The sequence below is a fragment of the Rhizobium sp. SAFR-030 genome (assembly GCF_059415005.1).
On sequence record NZ_JBPFDO010000002.1, the window covers coordinates 735,128 to 757,692 of the forward strand.

Below are 22,565 nucleotides of genomic sequence, written 5' to 3' on the forward strand. Positions count from 1 at the left end.
GAACAGCTGATGAAACGCCGCACATTCCTTGCTTCCACCGCACTGCTCGGGCTTGCCACGAGCTTTGGCACGATGAGCGCTCACGCCGCCGAAGCGCTCGCCGTCCTCTTGCCGCCCTGGGTCACGCTGCCCAAGGACATGACCGACAAATATACCATCAAGACCAAGGGCACGCTGGATATCCAGACGCTCGGTTGGGACGAGATCCGCACCAAGATCATCACATCGATGGTCGCCGGCACGGCGCCGGCATCGGCGACCGAAGTCGACTGGTCGTGGGTTGGCCAGTTCGGCAGCGCCGGCTGGTATGACGATCTGTCGGGCTTGCTGTCCGAGGACCTGAAGAAGGATCTGCCGACCACGTCGATCTTCACCTTCGACGGGAAGCAGGTCGGCATCCCCTATAACAACGACTACCGGGTGATGATCTACAACAAGGCGCATCTCGAAAAGGCCGGCGCCACGGTTCCGAAGACGCCGGATGAGCTGCTCGCCGCCGCCAAGGCGGTCAAGGCCAAGGGCATCGCCGAATATCCGATCGGCCTGCCGCTTTCGGCGACCGAAGGCTCGGCCACTGCCTGGTACCTCCTCACCAAGGCGTTCGGCGGCGATCTCTTCGATGCCGAGTTCAAGCCGCTGTTCACCGAGGCGTCGAGCGCCGGCTACAAAGCCATGGAATTCGAGGTGGAAGCGCTGAAAGCCGGTCTCATCGACCCCGCGGCGACGTCGCTGAAGGATGTCGAGATCCAGGAACTGTTCAAGTCGGGCAAGACCACCTTCGACGTTGCCGGCTGGGCCGGTAACCTCGCAGTCTATACCGATGCGTCGAAGTCGCAGGTATCGGCCGATGCCGCCGCAGCCCTGCTGCCGAATGTCTCCGGTAAATCGCGCACGATCGGCCTGCCCGGTGCGCTTGGCGTCCCGGTCTCGGCCAAGGACAAGGAGACGGCGCACGCCTTCATCAACTGGATGCTCGATCCGGAGACCATGATCGACAACTACGAGAAGCTCGGCAACCTGCCGACGCGCATCTCCGTGCTCGAAAAGCTCAACAAGGACGGCAAGCTTAAGCAGGGCGACGTGCTGATCGCTCAGGCCGCCCTGGTCGAGCCGCTGTTTGCCGGCGGTACGCCCGGCTGGTATCCGGAGTTCTCGAGCGCCGTTGCGACCAACCTCAATGCCGCCGCCAAGGGCCAGATGTCGGTCGCCGATGCGGTTCAGGCGATTGCCGCCGCAGCCGAAGAGGCACGGCAGTAATGGCGCCCAGCTTCCAAGCGAAGCGCCTCCTGGGACGGGAGGCGCGGCTCGGCCTCGGCCTCACCGCCCCGGTCATCGCGGTGATGGGGGGGCTGGTGATCCTGCCCCTCGTCATCACGGTGTTCGACAGCTTCTTCCGCATCGAGCCGATGCGGCCCGGAACGCCGTTCGTGGGCTTCAGGAACTACATCGCCCTGATGTCGGACAGCAACGTGCTGACGAGCTGGGTCAACACCTTCGCCTACGTGGTGATTGCCGTGACCATCGAGACCGTCGGCGGGCTGGCCGCCGCGCTGCTGCTGCATCATGCATCGGTAGGCCGGCGCTGGTTGCTCGCCATCGTCATCCTGCCGTGGTGCCTGCCGCCGGTGGTCAACGCGATCATCTGGCTGTGGATCTACAACCCGAGCTACGGACTGCTGAACAGCCTGCTCCAGGCGGTCGGCCTGACGTCGACCAACCAGGTCTGGTTCAACGATCGCTTCACCGGCCTTTTTCTCGTGTCGGTCGTGCACGCCTGGCGGATGATGCCGTTGACGGCGATCATCCTGCTTGCAGCCCTGCAGTCGATCCCGACGAACCTCTACGAGGCTGCACGACTGGATGGCGCCTCGCGCTGGCGCCAGTTCACGATGATCACCCTGCCGCTAATTGCGGGCGGGCTGGCGATCGCGCTCAGCCAGTCGACGGTGTTCGCCTTCAATCTCTTCGACGAGGCATGGATCCTCAACGGCAGTTCGCTTGGAACCCGCAGCGTGATGATCCAGGTCTATCTGTCGGCCTTCCAGAACATGAAGTTTTCGCTCGGCATGGCGCTGTCGATCCTGGCGATGATCGCCTCGCTCTCGGTGTCGGCGCTCTACGTGCTGCGCGTCTACAAAGAAACCAGGTACGACTGATGCGGCGTCTCGGATATCTTTTCGCCGTCGCGGCCCTCATCCTGTGGTCCGTTGGCCCCATCTACTGGTCGTTCGTCACCTCGCTGACGCCGCCCAACGCGCTCGTCGGAACCGGCCTCAGGTTCTGGCCGGAAGCTGCGACCCTCGAACACTACGGCAAGCTGTTCGGTGCGGCCTCGATCAGCCAGGGCAACCAGGTGCAGTCCGTCTGGCCGCAGTTCTCGCGGGCGCTCGCCAACAGCATCGTCACCTCGCTGGCGGCGACACTGGTCACGGTTATCGTTGCCGCCTTCGGTGCCTGGGCCTTCGTCCGGCTGCGCTTTCCGGGCCGCGACGCGCTGTTCGTCATCATCGTCGCGACACTCGGCGTTCCGGCCTATACTGTGATGATCCCGCTCTACCGGATCATGATCGGTGCCGGGCTCGTCGATACCTATGTCGGCGTGACGCTGATCTATGTCTCGGCCTTCCTGCCGCTGGCGCTCTGGCTGATGCGCAGCGTCTATCAGGCGATGCCCCTGTCGCTGGAGGAGGCGGCCTGGCTCGATGGTGCCTCGAAACTCCACACGCTCGTGCGCATCGTCCTGCCGCTTGCCGGCCCCGGACTGGTCGCCACCGCGATCCTTACCTTCCTGTCGGCCTGGGGCCAGTTCATGGTGCCGCTGGTGTTTTCGCCGACGCTGTCCACCAAGCCGCTCACCGTCCTGATCCCCGAATTCGTCACCCGCAACTATGTCGACTACGGCCTTATGAACGCCGCCGGCATCGTCGCCATCGTGCCGCCGGTGCTCCTGGTGATCTTCCTCAATCGCTTCCTCGTGCAGGGCCTGATGGCCGGCGCGAGCAAATAAAGGGTATGACTGCAATGAATCTGACCGAAAAAGTCATCAAGGAACAGTTCCCGTTCTGGGAAAAGGCGCTGCTGCAAAGCCTGCCCGAGGTCCCTGGCAAGACCGTCGTCGTCACCGGCTGCGGAACCTCCTTCTTCCTCGCCCAGTCGATCGCCACCGCCTTCAACCACAACGGCCGCAACGCGATTGCCGTACCGGGCGCCGAATGGGCGCGCCGCATGGACGACTACCTGGCCGATCGCGCGGACGTGACGGTGATCGGACTTTCGCGCTCCGGCACGACGACCGAAACCGTGCAGGCGCTTGAGGCGTCGCGGGCTGCCGGCATCCGCACCATCGGCATCTCCTGCGCGCCGGACACGGCGCTGCTGGAGGTGGCCGACGTGCCCGTCTACATCCCGACGCATGCCGAGGAAGGCATCGTCATGACCGTTTCGGCTTCGCTGATGCTGCTGGCGGGGCTGCGCATGGCCGGTGTCGAGGTCGGCACCGTGGCCGAGGCGCAGGCCGCGTTGGGTGCGGCGGAAGCCGCCGTTCCGCTCATCGCCGGGCGTTCGCACTTCGTCTATCTCGGCGGCGGTGCACTCTATGGCATGGCGACGGAAGGCTCGCTGAAGCTTCAGGAAATGTCGATCACCTACAGCCAGGCCTTCCACCCGCTCGAATACCGACATGGGCCGATCAGCCTGATCGACGAGACCTCGCTCGTCGTTCTTCTCTATTCGGCCGACACGACAGACGAGGAGGCGAAGGTGGCCAGCGAAGTGCAGGCCAAGGGCGCCCGCGTCATCGGTCTCGGCGGACCGGGCGATCTCAGCATTCCGCTTGTCCGGACCGGCGCCGCGCGGGCGCTCGAACTGCTGCCGGCGCTGCAGATCCTCGGCGAACGCGTCGCCAACCAGAAGAACGTCGATACCGCCGCACCCCGCCACCTCAGCAAGGTCGTCGTCCTCGCTTGAGGATGGCACGCGCGGTTCGGTAACGGAGAGAACATGGCCCAGGTAGAATTGCGAAATCTCGTCAAGGCCTACGCGACGCATCAGGTGATGCATGGCGTAAGCTTCGACGTCGCGGACGGCGAGTTCGTGGCGCTGGTCGGACCGTCGGGCTGCGGCAAGTCCACGCTTCTGCGGATGATCGCCGGCCTTGAGGAGGTCACCGGCGGAACGATCTCGATCGCCGGGCGCGTCGTCAACGAGGTCGAGCCCAAGGAGCGCGACCTCGCCATGGTGTTCCAGAACTATGCCCTCTATCCGCATATGACGGTACGCGAGAACATGGGCTTCTCGATGCGGCTGCGGAAGGCGCCGAAGGAGGAGATCACCGGGCGCGTTGAGGAAGCGGCCGCCATTTTTGGCCTTGGCGACTACCTGGAACGGATGCCGCGCCAGCTGTCCGGCGGCCAGCGCCAGCGTGTGGCGATGGGCCGGGCCATCGTCCGGCGCCCCGCGGTCTTCCTCTTCGACGAGCCGCTGTCGAACCTCGATGCCGCGCTGCGGGTGCAGATGCGCGCCGAGATCCGCGCGCTTCACGACCGTCTCGGCTCGACCTCCATCTTCGTGACCCACGACCAGGTGGAGGCGATGACGATGGCGGACCGCATCGTCGTTTTGCGGGCGGGTCGCCTCGAGCAGGCAGGCGCTCCGCTCGATCTCTACGACCGTCCCGGCAACGTCTTCGTCGCCGGCTTCATCGGCTCTCCGGCGATGAACCTGCTGAAGGGCCACGCCAGCGACGGCATGATCCGGCTCGGTGCCAATCTTTCGGTTCCGGCACCCGTAAACGCCTCGGGCGAAGTCATCTGGGGGATCCGGCCGGAGCATCTGGAATTGGCTGCCGCCGATACCGACGGCGCGTTTGCCATGCGCGTTACCGGCGTCGAGAGCACCGGCCACGCCACCTTCATCCTCGGCGAGACGGACGGGATACCGCTGACGGCGCTGTTCACCGACCGGCCCAAAGTCGCAAAGGGCGACGTCCTCTATCTAAAGGCACATCCGACGCGACAGCATCTGTTCGACGCCGGGACGGGTTTGCGGATCGAGTGATCGCAAAGTTCAATAGTAGCGCGCTAATATTTTAAATTTGACGCGCGTAAATATTTATGATTTTTCGGACCGTGTGATCGGGACCTGAGGAGGGTCTGCGTCCCGACTGCGCCATCTGACTGCAGACCCGCGAAAAGTTCGGGAGGAACTATGAACCGCACCCCCATTCTCAAAGCCATCCTCGCATTCGGCCTGCTGTCGGCCGCTAGCGTATCCGCGCATGCGGACGGCATCGGCGCGTCGCTTCTGACGCAGCAGCATCCGTTTTACATCGAGCTTGCCAACGCCATGAAGCAGGAGGCGACGGCAAAGAACGTCAAGCTGGAAGTGGCGATCGCCAACCAGGACCTCAGCAAGCAGCTGGCCGACGTCGAGGACTTCATCGTCAAGGGCGTCGATGTCATCGTCATCTCGCCGGTCGATAGCCAGGGCGTCCTCGCAGCCATCACCAAGGCCGAGCGCGCCGGCATCAAGGTGATTACCGTTGACGTGCCGGCCAAGGACGCCAAGGTCACCTCGCACATCGGCACCGACAACTTCACCGGCGGCGTCAAGGCCGGCGAGCTGATGGCCAAGGAACTCGGCAACAAGGGCAAGGTCGCCGTGATCGACTACCCGACCGTCCAGTCGGTAGTGAACCGCGTCGAGGGCTTCAAGAAGGCTATCGCCGAGCATCCCGAGATGAAGATCGTCGCCATCCAGACCGGCATCACCCGCGCCGAGGCGCTGGCCGCCGCTCAGAACATGCTGCAGGCAGATCCCGAGATCGCCGGCATCTTCGGCTTCGGCGACGACGCGGCACTTGCCGCCGCAGTTGCCGTCAAGGCAGCCAATCTGGAGAGCCAGGTCAAGGTCATCGGCTTCGACGGTATGGAAGAAGCCCGCAAGGCCGTCGACAGCAACCCGGTCATGGTCGGCGTCATCCAGCAGTTCCCGGACCAGATGGGCAAGCAGGCCGTCGACTCGGCGATCAAGGTGATCGCCGGAGAAGAAGTTCCGGCCGAACAGCCGATCGTTCCCGGCGTCTACACCAAGAAGTAATGCCGCATCCGGAGCCGCCGGGCCTGTGCTCGGCGGCTTCTGGCAACCGGCCGTTCCCGCTGCACCTCGGCGTCAGTGGACCGTCGGGAGCCGCCATTTGATACCGATATGAGGAGAGGTTGTGATGGCCACAGCCGATGACGACACGGTCCTCCGGATCAGCGACATCACCAAGACCTTCGGTCCTGTCACCGCGCTGAAGAGCATGCGCCTCGACGTCAGGCGCGGTCGCGTCCACACCCTGCTGGGCGAGAACGGTGCTGGAAAATCAACGCTGATGAAGATCCTCAGCGGCGTCTATCAGCCGTCCTCCGGCAGCATTCATCTGAACGGCCGTCCGTACCACTGTGGAAATCCGCAGGAGGCTGCCGCGCTCGGCGTGACGATCGTCTTCCAAGAACTCAGCCTCTGCAACAACCTGACGGTCGCGGAAAACATCCTGGCAACTCGGGAGCCGTCGCGCGCCGGCTTCATCAACGACCGGGCGCTTGTCGCCCAGGCGCGGCGCATCGTCCAGGATCTCGGGCTGCCGATCGACGTCACCGACAAGGTTGGCGATCTGTCGATCGCGCAACGCCAGCTGGTTGAGATCGCCAAGGGCCTGAGCATCGAGGCAAGCGTGGTGGTTCTCGACGAACCGACATCCTCGCTGAGCGACAGCGAGGCGGAAATCCTTTTCCGCATCATCGAGCGGCTGAAGGCGAAGGGCGTCGCGGTCATCTACATCTCCCACCGCATGGAAGAAATCATGCGGCTCAGCGACGACATCACCGTCATCCGTGACGGCACCTATATCGCCACCAAGCGCCGCGAAGACACCACGATCGAGGACCTCATTGCGCTGATGGTTGGCCGCACGATGGACGAGATCTATCCCGAACGCGTCGCCGCGGCTCCCGAGCGGTCCCTCCCGCCGATCCTGTCGGTCGACAATCTGACGCGCGATGGCGAGTTCGCCGATATCGCGTTCGATGTACGGCCGGGCGAGATCCTCGGTTTCTTCGGTCTGATCGGCTCCGGCCGGTCGGAGGTGATGAACGCCATCTTCGGCATGAAGCGGGCAGCCGGCACGGTTCGTCTCAACGGCGAGCGTGTTCATCTGACCTCTCCCGTCGATGCGATCGCCCACGGCCTGGGCTTCGTCACCGAAAACCGCAAGGAAGAAGGCCTCGTGCTCAGCCAGAGCGTCGAGAGCAATATCAGCATGGCGGCACTCTCCAGCTTTGCCGGACGGCTCGGGTTTCTGCGCCGCCGCCGCGAGCGTATGGCGGCCGATGCGGAAGTTGCGCGTCTATCGATCAAGACGGCATCGCTCGACACGCCGGCGGGCGCGCTCTCCGGCGGCAACCAGCAGAAGATCGTGCTTGCCAAGTGGCTGCTGACACGGCCGAAGGTCCTCATCCTCGATGAGCCGACCCGTGGCGTCGACGTCGGCGCGAAGTTTGAAATCTACAAGATCATCCGCCAGCTGGCGGCCGAGGGAACCGCGATCCTGCTCGTATCCTCCGAATTGCCGGAGGTGCTGGGCATGAGCGACCGCGTTGTTGTGATGAGCGAAGGCCGCCAGATCGCCATTGCCACCGACCACGACCTCAATCCCGAAACCATCATGTCATTCGCGACGGGACACTCTTCATGACCCAGACCAGCCAATCCGCAGCCGCTTTCAGGAAGATCATGAAGCAGTATGGCGGCATCTTCCTCGCGCTTATCGTTCTGTGCGTGATCTTTTCCGTCGTGAACCCGCGCTTCATGTCGATCGCCAACTTCATGAACATCCTGCAGCAGGTGGCGGTCATCGCCATCGCCGCCTTCGGCATGACATGGGTGATCCTGCTCGGCGAGATCGACCTGTCGATCGGCTCGATCATCGCCGTCGCCGGCATGGTTGGAGCGCAGTGCTTCGCCTTCGGTCTCGGCTTCGTGCCGGCCGTTCTCCTGACGCTGATCGCCGGCGCCATGCTGGGCCTGGTCAACGGCACGCTGACGGCGAAACTTCTGCTCCCCTCGTTCATCGTCACGGTCGCGACCATGGGCATCTATCGCGGCCTCGTCAGCCTGCCGACCAACGGTGCGCCAGCGATGATCCTCGACGAAAGCTGGATGGCAATCGGCGCCAACAGCGTGTTCGGCCTGCCGATCATCATCTGGATCGTTCTGGCGCTCTTCCTGTTCAACCACATCCTGCTCAGCAAGACGACGTTCGGGCGACGTGCCTATCTCATCGGCGGCAACCGCGAGGCGGCGCTCTATTCCGGCATCAAGGTCGACCGGATGAAGATCACCATCTTCATGATCTCGGGCATCATGGCGGCGATCAGCGGCATCCTTCTGTCGTCTCGGCTCCTGTCGGCGCAGACGAATGCCGGTGCAAGCTACGAACTGGACGCCATCGCGGCAGCCGTGCTCGGCGGAACCAGCCTTGCAGGCGGCGTCGGCACCATGGTCGGTACGCTCATCGGGGCACTGATCATCGGCGTCATGAACAATGGCATGAACATGCTGTCGGTCCCGTATTTCTATCAGCTGATCGTCAAGGGGCTGGTCATTCTCATCGCCGTCTGGCTCGACGTCCGCTCCAAGCGCGCCAAACAGTAATTCTCTCGCGACGGTATTTTCATGAGCAAGATCCTTACCATCGGCGAAATCCTCGTCGAGATCATCGCCACTGAACGCGGCAACGGCTTTCGCGCGCCCGTGCCGCTGATCGGGCCCTTCCCGTCGGGCGCGCCGGCGATCTTCATCGACCAGGTCGGCAAGCTGGGCCAGGCCTGCGCCATCATCTCGCGGGTCGGCGATGACGACTTCGGCCACGTCAACCTGGATCGGTTGAGAGCCGACGGCGTCGATGTCTCCGGCATCGAAGTCGACCCGATGGGAACCACCGGCAGCGCCTTCGTGCGCTACCGCGAGGATGGCAGCCGGGCCTTCGTCTTCAACATCCGCCACAGCGCCTGCGGCCAGATTTCTCTCAACGACCAGACGCGCAAGCTGCTCGACGACTGTACGCATGTGCATGTGATGGGCACCGCGCTCTATGCGCCGAGTGTCATCGAAACCATCCTGACGGCGATCGGTACGGTCAAGGCGAAGGGCGGAACGGTCTCCTTCGACCCCAACCTTCGCCCGGAAATTCTCGGTAGCCCGGGGATGCGCGAGGCGCTGTCGGCGGTCCTCGCAAAGACGGACATATTCCTGCCGAGCGGCGAAGAGCTGTTCCTGTTTGCATCCGCAAAAACCGAGACGGGTGCGGTCGAAGAGCTCCTGAAGGGTGGCATCAAGGCGATCGTCCTGAAGCGCGGCGAAGCCGGCGCGACGTATTTCGACGGGAGCCGGACGATCTCCCATCCCGGATTTGAGGTGACGGAAGTCGACCCGACCGGCGCCGGCGACAGCTTCGGTGCGACCTTCGTGACGCTCTGGCTGGCGGGCATGGACCCGGCGGCGGCGCTGGAGCTTGCCAATGCGTCCGGCGCCCGGGCGGTCACCAAGGCCGGCCCCATGGAGGGCGCATCGATACGTGCCGAACTCGATGATTTCATCGCAACCGCAGCAAGGAAACAGGCATGACCAGCCAGAACCCGCTTCTCGACATTGCCGAATGGAAAAACCGGCCGGGTCCGCGCGGCATCCCGTCCGTCTGCTCGGCGCATCCCCTGGTCATCGAGGCGGCGATGCTTCGCGCTCTTCGCGAAGGTCAGCACCTGCTCATCGAAGCGACCTGCAACCAGGTCAACCAGGATGGCGGCTATACGGGCATGACGCCGTCCGACTTCCGGACCTTCGTGGAGAAGATTGCCGCAAAGACCGGATTTCCGGTCGACAGGCTGATCCTCGGTGGCGATCACCTGGGGCCGAACCCGTGGAAACATCTGGCCGCGGAAGAAGCGATGGGCAAGGCTGTCGCGATGATCGAAGCCTATGCGAAAGCTGGCTTCATCAAGCTGCATCTCGACACCAGCATGGGCTGTCTGGGCGAGCCGGTGGCATTGCCGGACGCGCTGACCGCTGAGCGTGCGGCAACACTCGCCGCGGCTGCCGAGCAGGCGATCGCCGGCATGAGTGGGCCAAAGCCGGTCTACATCATCGGCACCGAGGTTCCGATCCCCGGCGGAGCCATGGAAGAGCTCGACGTGCTGGAGGTGACCAAGCCGGCAGCAGCACTCGAAACCGTGTCGATCCACCGGCAGGCCTTCGAGCGCGCCGGCGCCACGGATGCCTTCTCCCGGGCGATCGGCGTGGTGGTGCAGCCGGGCGTCGAATTCGGCAACCAGAACGTCATCGCCTACGATCCGCCGGCGGCCCGTGCTCTCAGCGCGGCACTGACCGGCATCCCGGGCTTCGTCTTCGAAGCCCATTCGACCGACTACCAGACCGAGGACGCGCTTGCTGCGCTGGTAAGCGACAGGTTCGCCATCCTGAAGGTCGGCCCCGGACTGACGTTTGCGCTGCGCGAAGCACTCTACGGGCTCGATCGCATCGCCGCGTTTCTCTATCCCGGCAAGCGGAGCGAAAGCCTCATCGAGGTGACCGAGCGCGTGCTGTCTCAGGAGCCGAAGAACTGGGAGAAGTATTATCACGGCCCGGCCGAGGAGCAGCGCCTTCAGCGCCATTTCAGCTATAGCGATCGCATCCGCTACTACTGGCCGCATCCTCAGATCGACGCTGCTGTGAGCGACCTGTTCGCAACTCTCGAAGGCGTGGAGATCCCCGAAACGCTGATCAGCCAGTATCTCCAGGCGAGCTATCCGCGCGTCCGCCAGGGCGTGACGAAGCCGTTCGCGCATGATCTCGCCATCGCCTCGGTCGATGCGGTGCTGGAAATCTACTTCAGCGCCTGCAAGCAGTAGGCTCGCGTGGGGCCAGTTGTGCCGAACTTCTGAATACGCCTATGATCCGGCTCCGGGTGAGCCGGATCGGCCCGTTTTCTAATCGATTGAATGTCAGCCGTACGCAGGAAGTCTTGATGGTAGAGAAAGCGACGATCAAAACGATGGAGGATTTTTCCGAATTCGTCGGCCTGTCGCGCCCCACCGTTTCGAAATACTTCAACGATCCCTCGTCGGTGCGCAGCAAGACGCGGCAGCGGATCGAGGCAGCAGTCGAGCAATCCGGTTTCCGCCCGAACATGTTCGCCGTCAACCTCAATCGCCGCCGCAGCAACATCATCGGCATTATCATCCCGAACTCCACCGACCCGTTCTACATGGCCCTGACGCGCCGGGTGGAACTGCTGGCGAACGAGGCGGGCCTGCTGGCCTTCGTGCTGTCTTCCGACGGCAACCCGGTGCTCGAGCAGCGGGCGATCGAAACACTCAAGTCGATGAACGTCGCAGGTGCGATCATTGCGCCCCTGGGTGTCAAGTCCCACCATCAGACGCTGGCGCAGCTGGGTGGGGCAATCCCGCTGATCTACGTGGATTCGCCGCTCGACGAGACGTCGCCGTTCGTTGGCACCGACAACCGGCAAAGCTTCCAGCTGATCGTCGACTACCTTTGCCGGTCGGGCGAGCCGCCCTGTTATCTCGGCATGCCGGGCGTCAACAATAATGCGACCAGCCGACAGATCGCCTACGTGGAGGCGATGACGCAACTTGATCTCGAGCCGCAGATCATCCCGCTGTCGCAGACGCGCGACTGGGATTTCGAAAAGTTCGGTTACGAGGAGACGCTGCGAACGCTGAAGGAGCGGGGAGGCTTTCCGAGCCGCACGATCCTCTGCGCCAACGATCGCGTTGCGTTCGGCGCCATCGCCGCCGCCTACCAATCGCGTCTCAAGGTCGGGCGGGGGGCGGACTGCGATCTGCGCATCGCCGGCCATGACGATCATCCGCTGTCGCGCTATTCCTGCCCGCCCATCACCACGGTGGCGCAGAACTACAGCGAGATCGGCCGGCTTGCGACCGAATTGCTCTTGTCCAAGCTCGGTGAAACCGCGATGACGAAGCACGAATTTCCAGCCGACGAGCGGATCCTGCTGAATGCCGCCATCATGCTGCGCGATTCCGCCTGAGCGCCGAAAGGCCCGATCACTCTCCGGGACATGCCGATGACGAACCTGATGACCGCCGCAGACGACTCAGTTCTTGCCCGCTCCTATGATGCCTTCTTGTTCGACATGGACGGCACGCTCCTCAATTCGATCGCAGTAGTCGAACGCGTCTGGCGGGAATGGGCGGTGGAACACGGCGTCGAACCGGAAGCCTTCATGCGCAACCTGCACGGCGTGCGCGCCATCGAGGTCATCCGGCGCGAAGCGATACCGGGCCTCGATGCCGAGGAGCAGGCGGAGATCGTGCTGCAAAAGGAACTCGACGACCTGGACGGGATCGTCGAGATCCCGGGCGCGGCGGCGTTTCTGAGCGGTCTGCCGCCGGAGCGCTGGGCGATCGTCACCTCGGCGGTTCGGTCGCTCGCCCTGAAGCGGCTTGCCGCCACCGGTCTTCCCGTGCCGAAGGTGCTGATCTGCTCGGATGATGTCGTCAACGGCAAGCCGGATCCGGAAGGCTACCTGAAGGCTGCCCGCTTGCTCGGCTTCGATCCGAAGGACTGCGTGGTGTTCGAGGATGCGCATGCGGGCATCGAGGCTGCGGAACGCATGCAGGCCGGTGTCGTGGTGGTGACGGCGACCCATTCCATACCCGCCGACGTGGCGCATTTCCGCATGCGGGATTATCACGACATCGCCGTCAATGTCAGCGCTCTAGGCGAGTTGAGGCTGTCCAAAGCCTGAAGCGGACTTCGCCGACGACATTCGCCAGCCGATCCCCTCCTTCACCTCGGTCCGTTCAACCCCCGGCAACTAATCGTCCGGTGGCCAGTTAGCGGAACTCTGAGGTATGGAAATGTCGCATAAAGCAGTTCTCGCAGGTCGCTCCTATCTTCTCGTCGAAGATGAATATCTCACCGCATCCAGTCTGGTCACCGCGCTGGAAGGGGTTGGAGCAACGGTTCTGGGTCCGGTCTCCAATCTCGATCGGGCCATGGAAATCTCGCAGGATCCGTCCTTTTCGGTGGACGCGGTGATCCTCGACGTGAAGCTTGGCGGCGATATGGTCTATCCATTCGCCGACATGTTGGTGAAACGCCACGTGCCGTTCGTCTTCCTGACCGGGTATGACTGTCGCTCGATGCCGGACAGTTTTCGCGATGCGCCTTGCCTTACCAAGCCGTGCGACGAGCTGGAACTGACCCGTCTTCTGATGGAGATGCAGAGCTGACAGTCACGGCACTGTCCGGAGAGGTGCACATTGATGGAAAGCTATATCCACCTCTTTGCCGGCCGGCACATCCTCATTGTCGAGGATGAGTACTTTCTCGCCGACGAAACCAGGCGCAACCTGCAGGCGGCGGGAGCCCTGGTGGTCGGGCCGGCCGGAGATGTGCTGACGGCGCTTTCGCTCATCGATACCTCGCGGGTCGACGCGGCGATCCTCGACGTGCATCTCGGCGACGAGTTCGTTTTTCCGGTTGCCGAAGAACTCGAAACGCGCGGCATCCCGTTCGTGTTCGCCACCGGCTATGATCCCTCGGTGATCCCGGTCAGATTCACCGGCTTTGCGCTCTGCGAAAAGCCGACGGAGCTGGGCAAGATCGCTCTCGCTCTGTTCGGACCGGGATCGGCTGACGGACTGCATTGATCCCGCTGACCGGTCCGCCTCGCACATTCGCGATGCCGCCGCCCGCGGCCGCGCTTATTTGGGCATCAAGCTTCCCCTGAAGACGGGTTTCCCCTACATAGGGCACACGCAATGGCCCCGGAATCCCATGACATCCACCGACTTCGATTTCCTCGCGCATGACGGCGAGCTTGCCCGGCTGATCCGGAGCTTCGACTGGACGTCCACCTCGCTCGGCCCACCCTCGCAATGGCCGCAGGCGGCGAAGGTGACGACGACGACCATTCTCAATTCCGCGGTGCCGATCGTCACGCTTTGGGGCGAGGACGGCGTGATGATCTACAATGACGCCTATTCGGTCTTCGCCGGAGGCAGGCATCCACGCCTTCTCGGTTCGAAGGTCCGCGAGGGGTGGCCGGAAGTCGCCGATTTCAACGACAACGTCATGAAGGTCGTGCTCGCCGGCGAAACGCTTGCCTACGAGGATCAGGAGCTGACGCTGCACCGCAGTGGACAGCCCGAACAGGTGTTCATGAACCTCGACTACTCGCCGGTGATGGACGACAACGGCCGACCCTGCGGCGTGCTGGCGATCGTCATCGAGACGAGCGCCAAGGTCCGGGCAGAACGCTGGCGCCAGGGGGAGCAGGAACGCCTGCGCAGCATGTTCGAGCAGGCGCCGGGCTTCATCGCGATGATGCGTGGTCCTGACCACGTGTTCGAGCTGACCAACGCCTCCTACCGCCAACTGGTCGGACACCGCGATCTGGTTGGCCAGGCGGTGCGCGACGCACTTCCCGATCTTCGCGGGCAGGGCTATTTCGAGGTCCTCGACGAGGTCTACCGGACCGGAAAGCCATATGAGGGACGGGCGATGCCGGTCGACTTCCGGGCATCCGCGGATGCCGGCGTCGAGCGCAAATATGTCGACCTTGTCTACCATCCCGTCTCCGACGGCGATGGACTGGTGATCGGTATCTTTGTCCAGGGCGCCGATGTGACGGATCGTGTCAGCGTCACGGAGGCTCTGAAGGCCAGCGAGGCGCAGAGCCGCCAGATCCTTGACGGTGCTACCGACTACGCAATCCTCGCCCTCGATCTCCACGGCCGAATTCTGCGCTGGAACGAAGGCGCGCGGCGGATTTTCGGCTGGACGGAGGAAGAGGTCGTGGGTGGCGACTGGGATCTGCTGTTCACGGCAGAAGACCGCGCCGGCGGGCGGCCCAATGACGCGATCAATGAAGCCCTGGAGGTCGGCACGGCGCACCACGAGCGCTGGCATGTTCACAAGTCCGGCGACCGGTTCTGGGCCAGCGGCTCGATCAGCCCCCTTCTGGACGAGGATGGTCGTCCGGTCGGGCTGGTGAAGGTGCTGCGCGACAGGACCGTGGAACATCTGGCGACGCAGGCGCTGGAGGAGACTGAAGCCAGGTTGCGTCGGGCCCAGGAGGCCGGCGGGGTGGGTGGTTTCTCTCTCGATCTCGTGGACAACGTGCTTCGACCGACCGCCGAGTTCTGCAAGATCTTCGGCCTTACGCCGTCCAAGGCCATCCCGATCGACACGATCCAGGCGCTGGTCGTCGAAGAAGACCACAACGTCGCCTCCAATCCCGATACGCGGAAGTCGGCGACGGCGCCTCTCAAGGTAGAATACCGGATCCGGCGCGCCGACAACGGACAAAAGCGCGTCATCGCCCGCAGCGGTGAGTTCGAATATGACGCGGACGGCAACGTCGTCCGCTTTGTCGGTGTGGTTCAGGACGTCACCGAGCGGCGCCTGGCACAGCGGGAGTTGCGCGACAGCGAAGCGCGGTTTCGGGCGCTGGCGCAGGCAATCCCCAATCACATCTGGACAGCGCGCCCGGACGGCTCGATCGAATGGTTCAACGATCGGACCTATGAATTTTCAGGCAGGCCGCAAGGTTCGCTCGGCGGAGACAACTGGCTGGAAATCGTCCATCCCGATGATCGGCTCGCGACGCTGGAAACCTGGGCGGACGCCCGGTTGAACGGCAGCTCCTATCAGATGGAATACCGCCTGCTCGACAGGCATGGGGTCCATCGCTGGCATATCGCGCGCGGGGTCCCGGTCAGGGACGAGGCTGGCCGTATCGTTCGCTGGATCGGCACCAACACGGATGTAGAGGAACTGCGCGAAACGCGCGCCAAGCTTGAGGAATTGAACCAGACTCTCGAGCAGCGCGTGGCGGAGCGCACCGCCGACCGCGACCGGATGTGGCGCCTGTCGACGGACATCATGCTGGTCGCCGACTTCAACGCCACGATAGTCGCCGTCAATCCCGCATGGAGTACGGTGTTCGGATGGGACCAGGGTGAGCTCCTCGGGCGCTCCTTCATGCACCTCATCCACCCGGACGACCTGGACAGCACGCTTGCCGAAGTTAGCAAGCTCAGCGAAGGGGTGACGACGTTCTCGTTCGAGAATCGCTACCAGGCAAAGGACGGAAGCTATCGCACGATCTCGTGGACGGCGGTGCCCGACGATGCCTACATCCATGCCGTCGGCCGCGACGTGACCGAGGAGCGCGAGGCGGCTGAAGCCTTGCGACAGACCGAGATCGCCCTTCAGCAGGCGCAGAAGATGGAGGCAATCGGCAATCTCACCGGCGGTGTCGCCCACGACTTCAACAATCTCCTGCAGGTGGTCGCCGGCAATCTGCAGCTGCTTGCCAAGGATGTCTCCGGCAACGAGCGCGCCGAGCGTCGGATCACCAATGCGCTCGCCGGCGTGGCGCGGGGTTCCAAGCTTGCATCGCAGCTTCTGGCATTCGGTCGACGGCAGGCGCTCGATCCGCGGGTCGTCAATGTCGGCCGTCTCATCCGCGGCATGGACGAAATGTTGCGCCGGACGATCGGCGACGGCGTGGAAGTCGAAACGGTCGTCTCGGCCGGCCTCTGGAACACGCTTGTCGACCCGATGCAGATCGAGAACGCCATCCTCAACCTGGCGATCAATGCCCGCGACGCCATGGATGGCTTCGGCAAGCTCACCATCGAAGCCGGCAATGCCGTACTCGACAGCGCCTATGCGAAAAACAACGAAGATGTGGTGGCGGGCCAGTATGTGGTGCTCTCGGTCACGGATACCGGATCGGGCATGCCGGCCGACCTGATCGAGAAGGTCTTCGAGCCGTTCTTCACCACCAAGCCGGAGGGCAAGGGCACCGGCCTCGGCCTGTCGATGGTCTACGGGTTCGTCAAGCAGACCGGCGGGCACGTGAAGATCTACAGCGAGGTTGCGCAGGGAACGACGGTCAGGATGTACCTGCCGCGTTCGACGCAGCAGGAGGATCTGGATGTCACGCCGGGCGACACGCCTGTCGAGGGTGGCCACGAGACCATCCTGGTTGCCGAGGACGACGAGGGCGTGCGGTCCACTGTGGTGGAGATGCTGCAGGAACTCGGCTACCGCGTCCTCAAGGCACCGGAGGCGAGCGCCGCGCTGACGATCGTCGAGAGTGGCATTCCCATCGACATGCTGTTCACCGACGTGGTGATGCCCGGGCCGCTGAAGAGTGCCGACCTGGCGCGCAAAGCCAAGGAGCGGCTGCCGAACATCGCCGTGCTGTTTACCTCGGGCTATACCGAGAACTCCATCGTTCACGGCGGCAGGCTCGACCCGGGCGTCCAGCTTCTGTCGAAGCCCTATACGCGCGAGGCGCTGGCTCGCAAGATCCGGCACGTTCTCAACAACGAGAAGCAGATGCGGATCGCCGAGGCGCAGGCGGCCGCACCGCCGCCGGCCAAGGCCGCGCAGCTTGCCGAGCCGAGGGCTGCCGAAGACCGGCGGCTGAGCGTCCTGCTCGTCGAGGATAACGGCCTCATCCGCATGGCAACGGCGGACATGCTCGCCGACCTCGACTGCGACGTGCTGGAGGCCGGGTCGGCGGAGGAGGCTCTTGGTCATCTGGAGACGCAGGCGGTCGACATCGTCGTCAGCGATCTCGGTTTGCCGGGCATGTCCGGCGAGGACTTCTGCATCCAGGTGCGGCAGCGCTGGCCGAAGATCGGCATTGTCTTTGCGACGGGCGCCGATCGCGGACCGGATCTAGACGATCCGTCGCGAACCGCGCTGCTGCCGAAGCCGCACGGTGTGGAAGAGCTGAAGGCGGCGCTGGATGCGGTGACGCAGGGCTAAGGGATGTGCATCCGGAGTATGCCGGCTGCATTGTCGCCTGCCATGCTCCTTCCGCTCAGAGGCTGTCGAACCAGTCCGCATAGGGCGTGTTCTTCGCCATGTGGCGGTTGAAGTCTGGGGCGCCGTCGTCCCACCAGACGGAGCCGCGTTCGCCGAGCGCGACCTTGGCCGCATCGACCCGCCGCCGGGCCTCAGTCGTCGCCATGCTGTCGCCTTTGGCATCGCGCACGGCCCGCCTTGCCGACATCAGGTCCCGAACCAGCCGAGACCGCGTCTCCTCGTCGAGGGCCGGATTGCTGCGCCGCCAGAGGCGGCCGCGAACGACGAAGTATCGGCCGTCCGGCGTATTCGGATAACTGGTGGGCATCTATCACCGCTCGGATTTCCGGCGGTTCAATGCCGGCGAGCCGGGCGGGGTTCCTTCTGGAGATGCGGCTGACGCTAGGAGATCAGCCCCACCAGCAGGAAGAACAAAGCGGAGATGATGCCGGCCGCCGGCATGGTGACGATCCAGGCGATGACGATGTTGCCGGCCAGCCCCCAGCGGACGGCAGAGACACGCCGGGCGGCGCCGACGCCGACGATGGCGCCGGTGATCGTGTGCGTCGTCGATACCGGAATACCGAGCCATGTCGCGCCGAACAGCGTCAGGGCACCGCCGGTTTCGGCGCAGAAACCCTGCATCGGATTGAGGCGGGTGATCTTCGAGCCCATGGTGTGGACGATCCGCCAGCCGCCCATCAGCGTGCCGAGCGCCATCGCCGCCTGGCAGGAGATGACCACCCAGAACGGCACGTAGAAGGTCGATCCGAGATGCCCCTGGCTGAACAGCAGCACGGCGATGATGCCCATCGTCTTCTGCGCATCGTTGCCGCCATGCCCGAGCGAATAGAGCGACGCGGAGATGAACTGCATGACGCGGAACGTGCGATCGACGGCGAACGGCGTCTGCCGAACGAACAGCCAGGAGACGATGAGCACCAGCACCAGCGCCAGGAAGAAGCCGATCGCCGGCGACAGGAAGATGGCGGCGACGGTCTTGCCGACGCCTGACCAGACAACCGAGCTGAAGCCGGCCTTGGCAAGGCCTGCACCCAGCAACCCGCCGACCAGGGCGTGTGAGGAACTCGAAGGGATCCCGTAGATCCAGGTGACGATGTTCCAGATGATCGCCCCCATCAGCGCCGCAAAGATCAACTGCGGCGAGACGATCGCCGAATCAATGATGCCGGTGCCAAGCGTTTCGGCCACATGCAGGCCGAAAAACAGGAAGGCGATGAAGTTGAAGAAGGCCGCCCAGGCGACGGCGAACTGCGGACGCAGCACGCGCGTCGAGACGATTGTGGCAATCGAATTTGCCGCATCGTGCAGGCCGTTGAGAAAGTCGAAGAACAGCGCGATGCCGATCAGGGCAAGCAGCAGCGGCAGGGCGAGGGTCGCATCCATCAGACGTTCTCGATGACGATGCCGCTGATCTCGTTGGCGACGTCCTCGAAGCGGTCGACCACTTTCTCGAGCTCGCCATAGATCTCGCTGCCGATCATGTAGGCCATCGCATCGCTCTGGCCGCCCTTTCCACCATGCCGGCGGAACAGGTCCTTGAGGCCCTGGTCGTGAAGGTCGTCGGAGCGGCCCTCGACCACGGTCACCTGTTCGGCAATCGAGGCGAGGCGCTGCGCGTTGGTTCCGACCTTGTCGAGCAGCGGGATGGCTTCGGCGACAAGCTTGGCCGCCGCGACGATTTCCGATCCCATCTGCTGCATCAGCGGGTCGAAGTTCTGCTGCTCGAACAGGCGGATGGTCTTCACCGTCTTGTGCATCATGTCAATCGCGTCATCCATCGACTGGATGAGGTCCTTGATATCGCCGCGATCGAAGGGCGTGATGAAACTGCGGCGCACCGCGAGCAGCACGTCGCGGGTAATGTCGTCGGCCTTGTGCTCCAGTTCGACGATGCGCTCGCAGTTCCGCTCGACATCCGTGCCGTTCAGAATCTGCTCGAGAGCCTGTGCCGCGGCAACCACGGTGCGTGAGTGCTCGCAGAACATTTCGAAGAACTTGTCTTCCCGCGGCATCAACTTGCGAAAAACATTCATCATGCGGGGCTGGCCTTCAACTTGCGCCTGACTGTCATAAATGTGTCATAAATGCTCGCGGGCAATCGAGACAATATCAAAAAAGACAAACCCACACGGCATATCCAGCATGGCAAGCAAGACACCCAAGCCTCCGGCGGACGAGACACAGCGATTGCTGACGCAATTGGCGCACGTTCCGCACAAGTTGTTCACCGCTCCGTTCCGCCAGCAATACGCAGCCCTGTGCTTTCGCGCGGCCGACGCGGAGGGCGGTTTCGAGGTGCTGACGATCACCTCGCGGCGCAGCGGGCGCTGGGTGATCCCCAAGGGGTCGCCGATGAAGGACAGGAAGCCTCACGAGGTGGCGGCGATCGAAGCGTGGGAGGAGGCCGGTATTCGAGGTACGGTGCGCAAGCGTCCCGTCGGTCGCTACACCTACCTGAAGCCGCTCGATCAGTTGGACGTCGTTCCCTACATCGTCGACGTCTTCCAGATCCACGTGACGGGAACGGAGGGGACATACAAGGAGAAGGGGGAGCGACTGCTGGAGTGGGTGCCGATCGCCGAGGCGGCCAGGCGCGTGCGAGAGCCGGAACTCAAGTCTCTCCTTCTCGGCTTCAAGCCGCGGAAGAGTTTGAAATCCTGAAGCATCCGAATCGTTTCGGCGCTGCTCGGAGAGACTCTTCAGCCAGGTTTACGCCAGCGATCGGAACCTGACTGCGAGTCGCGTATTGTATTCGATGGCGACGGGATCAGATGGTGCCTCTCTTTAGAAACCTGAGGTTTACGGGCTTTTTCTTCGCCAGTCTGGCGATGGATCTACCCGTGACGTCGAAGACTTGCGCCACGTGTGTGACGTGATAAACGGTCGAAGCTTGTGCAGCCGCACCGACGCCACTACGACGTCGATATTTTGAATGGGGCACTCTGTGGAAACCGGTATCAACAAGTCGCCGACCGGCATTGACGGATTTGACGAACTGACGCTCGGCGGCCTGCCGACCGGGCGCCCCAGCCTCATCTGTGGCTCTGCGGGCTGCGGCAAGACGCTGTTTGCCACGACGTTCCTCATCAACGGCATCCGCGACTACGACGAGCCGGGCGTCTTCGTGACGTTCGAGGAGCGTCCGGTCGATATCGCCAGCAACGTCGCCTCGCTGGGCTTTTCGGTTGACGATCTGATCGCCGACAACAAGCTGTTGATCGACCACATCGCCGTCGACCCGGCGGAGGTCGCCGAGATCGGCGATTACGATCTGGAAGGTCTGTTCCTGCGCCTGGAACTGGCGATCGCCCAGGTCGGCGCCAAGCGCGTCGTCCTGGATACGATCGAAAGCCTGTTCTCCGCCTTTCAGAACCCCGCTGTTCTGCGCGCCGAAATTCGCCGTCTGTTCGACTGGCTGAAGGAACGCGAGCTGACCACGGTGATCACCGGCGAACGCGGTGACGGCACACTGACCCGCCAGGGTCTCGAGGAATACGTATCCGATTGCGTCGTGTTGCTCGATCACCGGGTACACAACCAGATTTCCACGCGCCGGTTGCGGATCGTCAAGTATCGCGGCACGGCGCACGGTACGAACGAATACCCGTTCCTGATCGACAAGGACGGCTTCAGCGTCCTGCCGGTGAGCGCGCTCGGCTTGAACCACAAGGTCTTCGACGAGCGGATTGCGAGCGGGATCGACGATCTCGACGCAATGCTCGAGGGGCGTGGCTTCCATCGCGGCAGCAGCATCCTGATCAGCGGTGTGGCGGGATCCGGCAAGAGCACGATTGGCGCCTGTTTCGTCGATGCCGCCTGCCGCGCCGGCGAACGCGCCGTCTACTTCTCGTTTGAGGAATCAGCGGCGCAATCGGTGCGCAACATGCGCTCCATCAACATCGATCTGCAGCAGCACCTCGATTCGGGCGCGCTGCACTATGTGGCCGCCCGTCCGACCTTCTACAGTCTGGAAATGCACCTGGCGGTGATGTTGCGCGAGATCATGCGCGTCAAGCCGTCGATCGTCGTGCTGGATCCGATCTCCGCCTTCATGGGCTCCGGCGAGCTCGGGGAAGTGCAGGCAATGCTGCTGCGCATGGTCGACGCCCTGAAATCGCAGGGCATCACCGCCGTCTTTACGCATCTGATGCACTCGGCCGACGGTGCAACCGAGACCGAAGTTGGCCTCTCGTCGCTGATGGACGCCTGGATCCTGCTGCTGAACCGCGAGGCGAGTGGCGAATTCAACCGCGAGCTCTATCTGTTGAAGGCGCGCGGCACCGCCCATTCCAATCAGGTGCGCGAATTCGTGATGACGGAAAACGGAATTCAGCTGCTGCTGCCCTATGTAGGCGAGGGACGCGCGCTGACTGGCTCGGCACGTCGGGCCCAGGAAGCGCGGGATCGTCGCGAGCAGGCCAGGCGCGACGGCGAAATCGTGCAGATCCGCGAGCAACTGGACAACCGTCGCCGGCAGACGCAGGCGCAGATTGCCGCGCTCCAGGCGCAGCTGGAAGCAGATGAAGCGGAGATGCGGCGCAAGCTTGCCTTCGAAGAGCAGGACGCTGAACAGTTCAGTTCAGATCGCCAGGAAATGATGAAAAGCCGTGGTCTGAGCGGTTGAGGAT

At 63.4% G+C, this 22,565-nt stretch carries 20 protein-coding genes; 17 read left to right on the forward strand and 3 right to left on the reverse strand.

Annotated elements, in window-relative coordinates; genetic code table 11:
* The first annotated feature begins 9 nt into the window (after nt 1-9).
* From ACR65N_RS09065 to ACR65N_RS09135, 15 genes are all read left to right on the forward strand, one after another.
* Nucleotides 10-1,257 (forward strand): ABC transporter substrate-binding protein, encoded by a 1,248-nt coding sequence (locus ACR65N_RS09065; RefSeq protein WP_440456703.1) that lies wholly within the window; start codon nt 10-12, stop codon nt 1,255-1,257.
* Complete coding sequence (locus ACR65N_RS09070; RefSeq protein ID WP_440456704.1) at nt 1,257-2,156, forward strand: carbohydrate ABC transporter permease; 900 nt, start codon at nt 1,257-1,259, stop codon at nt 2,154-2,156. Before ACR65N_RS09065 ends, ACR65N_RS09070 begins: the two co-directional genes overlap by 1 nt.
* Complete coding sequence (locus ACR65N_RS09075; RefSeq protein WP_440456705.1) at nt 2,156-3,007, forward strand: carbohydrate ABC transporter permease; 852 nt, start codon at nt 2,156-2,158, stop codon at nt 3,005-3,007. The genes ACR65N_RS09070 and ACR65N_RS09075 overlap by 1 nt, the downstream gene beginning before the upstream one ends.
* Before the next feature lie 14 nt (nt 3,008-3,021).
* Nucleotides 3,022-3,966 carry an SIS domain-containing protein gene (locus tag ACR65N_RS09080; RefSeq protein ID WP_430307227.1) on the forward strand — a complete coding sequence of 315 codons (945 nt, stop codon included), beginning with the start codon at nt 3,022-3,024 and terminating at the stop codon, nt 3,964-3,966.
* Between the two features lie 33 nt (nt 3,967-3,999).
* Nucleotides 4,000-5,055, forward strand: a complete 1,056-nt coding sequence (locus ACR65N_RS09085) for an ABC transporter ATP-binding protein (protein ID WP_440456706.1) — start codon at nt 4,000-4,002, stop codon at nt 5,053-5,055.
* Between the two features lie 150 nt (nt 5,056-5,205).
* The gene (locus ACR65N_RS09090; RefSeq protein ID WP_430307231.1) at nt 5,206-6,096 is read left to right on the forward strand and encodes a substrate-binding domain-containing protein; all 891 of its coding nucleotides are present in this window, start codon (nt 5,206-5,208) and stop codon (nt 6,094-6,096) included.
* Nucleotides 6,097-6,220: 124 nt separating this feature from the next.
* The gene (locus tag ACR65N_RS09095; RefSeq protein WP_440456707.1) at nt 6,221-7,735 is read left to right on the forward strand and encodes a sugar ABC transporter ATP-binding protein; all 1,515 of its coding nucleotides are present in this window, start codon (nt 6,221-6,223) and stop codon (nt 7,733-7,735) included.
* A complete protein-coding gene (locus tag ACR65N_RS09100) occupies nt 7,732-8,694 on the forward strand; it encodes an ABC transporter permease (RefSeq protein ID WP_440456708.1) in 963 nt (320 codons plus the stop codon). Before ACR65N_RS09095 ends, ACR65N_RS09100 begins: the two co-directional genes overlap by 4 nt.
* 21 nt (nt 8,695-8,715) lie before the next feature.
* Entirely contained in the window at nt 8,716-9,666 is a 951-nt protein-coding gene (locus tag ACR65N_RS09105) for a tagatose kinase (protein WP_440456709.1), read from the forward strand.
* The gene (locus tag ACR65N_RS09110) at nt 9,663-10,946 is read left to right on the forward strand and encodes a D-tagatose-bisphosphate aldolase, class II, non-catalytic subunit (RefSeq protein WP_440456710.1); all 1,284 of its coding nucleotides are present in this window, start codon (nt 9,663-9,665) and stop codon (nt 10,944-10,946) included. The genes ACR65N_RS09105 and ACR65N_RS09110 overlap by 4 nt, the downstream gene beginning before the upstream one ends.
* Before the next feature lie 116 nt (nt 10,947-11,062).
* Nucleotides 11,063-12,109: a LacI family DNA-binding transcriptional regulator gene (locus ACR65N_RS09115; RefSeq protein WP_440456711.1), complete on the forward strand. Its 1,047-nt coding sequence runs from the start codon at nt 11,063-11,065 to the stop codon at nt 12,107-12,109.
* 36 nt (nt 12,110-12,145) lie between these two features.
* Nucleotides 12,146-12,829: an HAD family hydrolase gene (locus ACR65N_RS09120; RefSeq protein WP_440456712.1), complete on the forward strand. Its 684-nt coding sequence runs from the start codon at nt 12,146-12,148 to the stop codon at nt 12,827-12,829.
* Nucleotides 12,830-12,941: 112 nt separating this feature from the next.
* Nucleotides 12,942-13,316: a response regulator gene (locus tag ACR65N_RS09125; RefSeq protein ID WP_430307240.1), complete on the forward strand. Its 375-nt coding sequence runs from the start codon at nt 12,942-12,944 to the stop codon at nt 13,314-13,316.
* Nucleotides 13,317-13,349: 33 nt separating this feature from the next.
* Nucleotides 13,350-13,736 (forward strand): response regulator, encoded by a 387-nt coding sequence (locus ACR65N_RS09130; protein WP_430307241.1) that lies wholly within the window; start codon nt 13,350-13,352, stop codon nt 13,734-13,736.
* A gap of 127 nt (nt 13,737-13,863) precedes the next feature.
* Entirely contained in the window at nt 13,864-17,874 is a 4,011-nt protein-coding gene (locus ACR65N_RS09135) for a hybrid sensor histidine kinase/response regulator (protein WP_440456713.1), read from the forward strand.
* A 55-nt stretch (nt 17,875-17,929) separates the two neighbouring features.
* On the opposite strand, the gene ACR65N_RS09140 is transcribed toward ACR65N_RS09135, so the two are convergent.
* The 3 genes from ACR65N_RS09140 to ACR65N_RS09150 form a co-directional block, all read right to left on the reverse strand.
* Nucleotides 17,930-18,241: a hypothetical protein gene (locus ACR65N_RS09140; protein ID WP_440456714.1), complete on the reverse strand. Its 312-nt coding sequence runs from the start codon at nt 18,239-18,241 to the stop codon at nt 17,930-17,932.
* Between the two features lie 74 nt (nt 18,242-18,315).
* Nucleotides 18,316-19,320, reverse strand: coding sequence for an inorganic phosphate transporter (locus tag ACR65N_RS09145; protein ID WP_440456715.1), 1,005 nt, complete (start codon nt 19,318-19,320; stop codon nt 18,316-18,318).
* The gene (locus ACR65N_RS09150) at nt 19,320-19,973 is read right to left on the reverse strand and encodes a DUF47 domain-containing protein (protein WP_440456716.1); all 654 of its coding nucleotides are present in this window, start codon (nt 19,971-19,973) and stop codon (nt 19,320-19,322) included. The genes ACR65N_RS09145 and ACR65N_RS09150 overlap by 1 nt, the downstream gene beginning before the upstream one ends.
* 106 nt (nt 19,974-20,079) lie before the next feature.
* Here ACR65N_RS09150 and ACR65N_RS09155 point away from each other — a divergent pair, with 106 nt between their 5' ends.
* The gene (locus tag ACR65N_RS09155) at nt 20,080-20,598 is read left to right on the forward strand and encodes an NUDIX hydrolase (RefSeq protein ID WP_440456717.1); all 519 of its coding nucleotides are present in this window, start codon (nt 20,080-20,082) and stop codon (nt 20,596-20,598) included.
* Between the two features lie 271 nt (nt 20,599-20,869).
* Nucleotides 20,870-22,561 (forward strand): circadian clock protein KaiC, encoded by a 1,692-nt coding sequence (gene kaiC, locus ACR65N_RS09160; RefSeq protein WP_440456718.1) that lies wholly within the window; start codon nt 20,870-20,872, stop codon nt 22,559-22,561.
* Nucleotides 22,562-22,565 lie beyond the last annotated feature (4 nt).

Bases quoted from the DNA above. Each gene is read 5' to 3' on its own strand.
- ACR65N_RS09065 (WP_440456703.1), top strand. From the start codon at position 10: ATGAAACGCCGCACATTCCTTGCTTCCACCGCACTGCTCGGGCTTGCC.
- ACR65N_RS09070 (WP_440456704.1), top strand. From the start codon at position 1,257: ATGGCGCCCAGCTTCCAAGCGAAGCGCCTCCTGGGACGGGAGGCGCGG.
- ACR65N_RS09075 (WP_440456705.1), top strand. From the start codon at position 2,156: ATGCGGCGTCTCGGATATCTTTTCGCCGTCGCGGCCCTCATCCTGTGG.
- ACR65N_RS09080 (WP_430307227.1), top strand. From the start codon at position 3,022: ATGAATCTGACCGAAAAAGTCATCAAGGAACAGTTCCCGTTCTGGGAA.
- ACR65N_RS09085 (WP_440456706.1), top strand. From the start codon at position 4,000: ATGGCCCAGGTAGAATTGCGAAATCTCGTCAAGGCCTACGCGACGCAT.
- ACR65N_RS09090 (WP_430307231.1), top strand. From the start codon at position 5,206: ATGAACCGCACCCCCATTCTCAAAGCCATCCTCGCATTCGGCCTGCTG.
- ACR65N_RS09095 (WP_440456707.1), top strand. From the start codon at position 6,221: ATGGCCACAGCCGATGACGACACGGTCCTCCGGATCAGCGACATCACC.
- ACR65N_RS09100 (WP_440456708.1), top strand. From the start codon at position 7,732: ATGACCCAGACCAGCCAATCCGCAGCCGCTTTCAGGAAGATCATGAAG.
- ACR65N_RS09105 (WP_440456709.1), top strand. From the start codon at position 8,716: ATGAGCAAGATCCTTACCATCGGCGAAATCCTCGTCGAGATCATCGCC.
- ACR65N_RS09110 (WP_440456710.1), top strand. From the start codon at position 9,663: ATGACCAGCCAGAACCCGCTTCTCGACATTGCCGAATGGAAAAACCGG.
- ACR65N_RS09115 (WP_440456711.1), top strand. From the start codon at position 11,063: ATGGTAGAGAAAGCGACGATCAAAACGATGGAGGATTTTTCCGAATTC.
- ACR65N_RS09120 (WP_440456712.1), top strand. From the start codon at position 12,146: ATGACGAACCTGATGACCGCCGCAGACGACTCAGTTCTTGCCCGCTCC.
- ACR65N_RS09125 (WP_430307240.1), top strand. From the start codon at position 12,942: ATGTCGCATAAAGCAGTTCTCGCAGGTCGCTCCTATCTTCTCGTCGAA.
- ACR65N_RS09130 (WP_430307241.1), top strand. From the start codon at position 13,350: ATGGAAAGCTATATCCACCTCTTTGCCGGCCGGCACATCCTCATTGTC.
- ACR65N_RS09135 (WP_440456713.1), top strand. From the start codon at position 13,864: ATGACATCCACCGACTTCGATTTCCTCGCGCATGACGGCGAGCTTGCC.
- ACR65N_RS09140 (WP_440456714.1), bottom strand. From the start codon at position 18,241: ATGCCCACCAGTTATCCGAATACGCCGGACGGCCGATACTTCGTCGTT.
- ACR65N_RS09145 (WP_440456715.1), bottom strand. From the start codon at position 19,320: ATGGATGCGACCCTCGCCCTGCCGCTGCTGCTTGCCCTGATCGGCATC.
- ACR65N_RS09150 (WP_440456716.1), bottom strand. From the start codon at position 19,973: ATGATGAATGTTTTTCGCAAGTTGATGCCGCGGGAAGACAAGTTCTTC.
- ACR65N_RS09155 (WP_440456717.1), top strand. From the start codon at position 20,080: ATGGCAAGCAAGACACCCAAGCCTCCGGCGGACGAGACACAGCGATTG.
- kaiC (WP_440456718.1), top strand. From the start codon at position 20,870: ATGGGGCACTCTGTGGAAACCGGTATCAACAAGTCGCCGACCGGCATT.